Below are 3,204 nucleotides of genomic sequence, written 5' to 3'. Positions count from 1 at the left end.
TTCAGAACTAACACAGTGGACGCGAGCAACTGAGGACAAGCCCTCGGCCTATTAGTACCAGTCAGCTTCACCCGTTACCGGGCTTCCACATCTGGCCTATCAACCCAGTCGTCTACTGGGAGCCTTACCCTCTCAAGGAGGTGGGAATACTCATCTTGAAGCAGGCTTCCCGCTTAGATGCTTTCAGCGGTTATCCCTCCCGAACGTAGCCAACCAGCCATGCCCTTGGCAGGACAACTGGCACACCAGAGGTTCGTCCGTCCCGGTCCTCTCGTACTAGGGACAGCCCTTCTCAATATTCCTACGCGCACAGCGGATAGGGACCGAACTGTCTCACGACGTTCTAAACCCAGCTCGCGTACCGCTTTAATGGGCGAACAGCCCAACCCTTGGGACCGACTCCAGCCCCAGGATGCGACGAGCCGACATCGAGGTGCCAAACCATCCCGTCGATATGGACTCTTGGGGAAGATCAGCCTGTTATCCCCGGGGTACCTTTTATCCGTTGAGCGACGGCGCTTCCACAAGCCACCGCCGGATCACTAGTCCCGACTTTCGTCCCTGCTCGACCCGTCGGTCTCACAGTCAAGCTCCCTTGTGCACTTACACTCAACACCTGATTGCCAACCAGGCTGAGGGAACCTTTGGGCGCCTCCGTTACCCTTTGGGAGGCAACCGCCCCAGTTAAACTACCCATCAGACACTGTCCCTGATCCGGATCACGGACCGAGGTTAGACATCCAGCACGACCAGAGTGGTATTTCAACGGCGACTCCACCATGACTGGCGTCACGGCTTCAAAGTCTCCCACCTATCCTACACAAGCCGAACCGAACACCAATATCAAACTGTAGTAAAGGTCCCGGGGTCTTTCCGTCCTGCTGCGCGAAACGAGCATCTTTACTCGTAGTGCAATTTCACCGGGCCTATGGTTGAGACAGTCGAGAAGTCGTTACGCCATTCGTGCAGGTCGGAACTTACCCGACAAGGAATTTCGCTACCTTAGGATGGTTATAGTTACCACCGCCGTTTACTGGCGCTTAAGTTCTCAGCTTCGCAACCCCGAAAGGTCACTAACCGGTCCCCTTAACGTTCCAGCACCGGGCAGGCGTCAGTCCGTATACATCGCCTTACGGCTTCGCACGGACCTGTGTTTTTAGTAAACAGTCGCTTCTCGCTGGTCTCTGCGGCCACCCCCAGCTCACGGAGTAAATCCGATCACCAGTGATGGCCCCCCTTCTCCCGAAGTTACGGGGGCATTTTGCCGAGTTCCTTAACCATAGTTCACCCGAACGCCTCGGTATTCTCTACCTGACCACCTGAGTCGGTTTAGGGTACGGGCCGCCATGAAACTCGCTAGAGGCTTTTCTCGACAGCATAGGATCATCCACTTCACCACAATCGGCTCGGCATCAGGTCTCAGCCTTAATGAGGGACGGATTTGCCTACCCCTCGGCCTACACCCTTACCCCGGGACTACCACCGCCCGGGCTGGACTACCTTCCTGCGTCACCCCATCGCTTACCTACTACAAGTCTGGTTCGTCGGCTCCACCACTTTCCTTTCCCCGAAGGGTCCGGAACGGCTTCACGGACTTAGCATCGCCTGATTCGATATTGGGCGTTTCAAAGCGGGTACCGGAATATCAACCGGTTGTCCATCGACTACGCCTGTCGGCCTCGCCTTAGGTCCCGACTTACCCTGGGCAGATCAGCTTGACCCAGGAACCCTTAGTCAATCGGCGCACACGTTTCTCACGTGTGTATCGCTACTCATGCCTGCATTCTCACTCGTGAACCGTCCACAACTAGCTTCCGCTGCTGCTTCACCCGGCACACGACGCTCCCCTACCCATCACAGCGGGCGTTGGCCCTATTGCTGCAATGACACGACTTCGGCGGTACGCTTGAGCCCCGCTACATTGTCGGCGCGGAATCACTTGACCAGTGAGCTATTACGCACTCTTTCAAGGGTGGCTGCTTCTAAGCCAACCTCCTGGTTGTCTCTGCGACTCCACATCCTTTCCCACTTAGCGTACGCTTAGGGGCCTTAGTCGATGCTCTGGGCTGTTTCCCTCTCGACCATGGAGCTTATCCCCCACAGTCTCACTGCCGTGCTCTCACTTACCGGCATTCGGAGTTTGGCTAAGGTCAGTAACCCGGTAGGGCCCATCGCCTATCCAGTGCTCTACCTCCGGCAAGAAACACACGACGCTGCACCTAAATGCATTTCGGGGAGAACCAGCTATCACGGAGTTTGATTGGCCTTTCACCCCTAACCACAGGTCATCCCCCAGGTTTTCAACCCTGGTGGGTTCGGTCCTCCACGAAGTCTTACCTCCGCTTCAACCTGCCCATGGCTAGATCACTCCGCTTCGGGTCTAGAGCGTGCAACTCAATCGCCCTATTCGGACTCGCTTTCGCTACGGCTTCCCCACACGGGTTAACCTCGCTACACACCGCTAACTCGCAGGCTCATTCTTCAAAAGGCACGCAGTCACGACCGTTGTTCCGAAGAACAACGGCGACGCTCCCACGGCTTGTAGGCACACGGTTTCAGGTACTATTTCACTCCGCTCCCGCGGTACTTTTCACCATTCCCTCACGGTACTATCCGCTATCGGTCACCAGGGAATATTTAGGCTTAGCGGGTGGTCCCGCCAGATTCACACGGGATTTCTCGGGCCCCGTGCTACTTGGGAGATGAGCAAGCAAGCCGCTGATGTTTCGTCTACGGGGGTCTTACCCTCTACGCCGGACCTTTCGCATGTCCTTCGACTACATCAACGGTTTCTGACTCGCCGACCGGCCGGCAGACCGATCAAGCTCATTCCCACAACCCCGCATGCGCAACCCCTGCCGGGTATCACACGCATACGGTTTGGCCTCATCCGGTTTCGCTCGCCACTACTCCCGGAATCACGGTTGTTTTCTCTTCCTGAGGGTACTGAGATGTTTCACTTCCCCTCGTTCCCTCCACACTGCCTATGTGTTCAGCAGTGGGTGACAGCCCATGACGACTGCCGGGTTTCCCCATTCGGACACCCCCGGATCAAAGCTCAGTTGGCAGCTCCCCGGGGCCTATCGCGGCCTCTCACGTCCTTCATCGGTTCCTGGTGCCAAGGCATCCACCGTGCGCCCTTAAAAACTTGGCCACAGATGCTCGCGTCCACTGTGTAGTTCTCAAACAACGACCAGCCACCCA

At 56.7% G+C, this 3,204-nt stretch carries 1 rRNA gene; it reads right to left on the bottom strand.

Annotation, left to right across the window (positions count from 1 at the left end):
- Positions 1-31: 31 nt before the first annotated feature.
- Positions 32-3,154, bottom strand: a 23S ribosomal RNA gene (locus AC07DU_RS33810).
- Positions 3,155-3,204 lie beyond the last annotated feature (50 nt).

It is taken from the genome of Streptomyces sp. NPDC045695 (assembly GCF_056432025.1).
The sequence above is the reverse complement of the archived record's forward strand: the minus strand, read 5'-3'. Positions and strand labels throughout refer to the sequence as shown.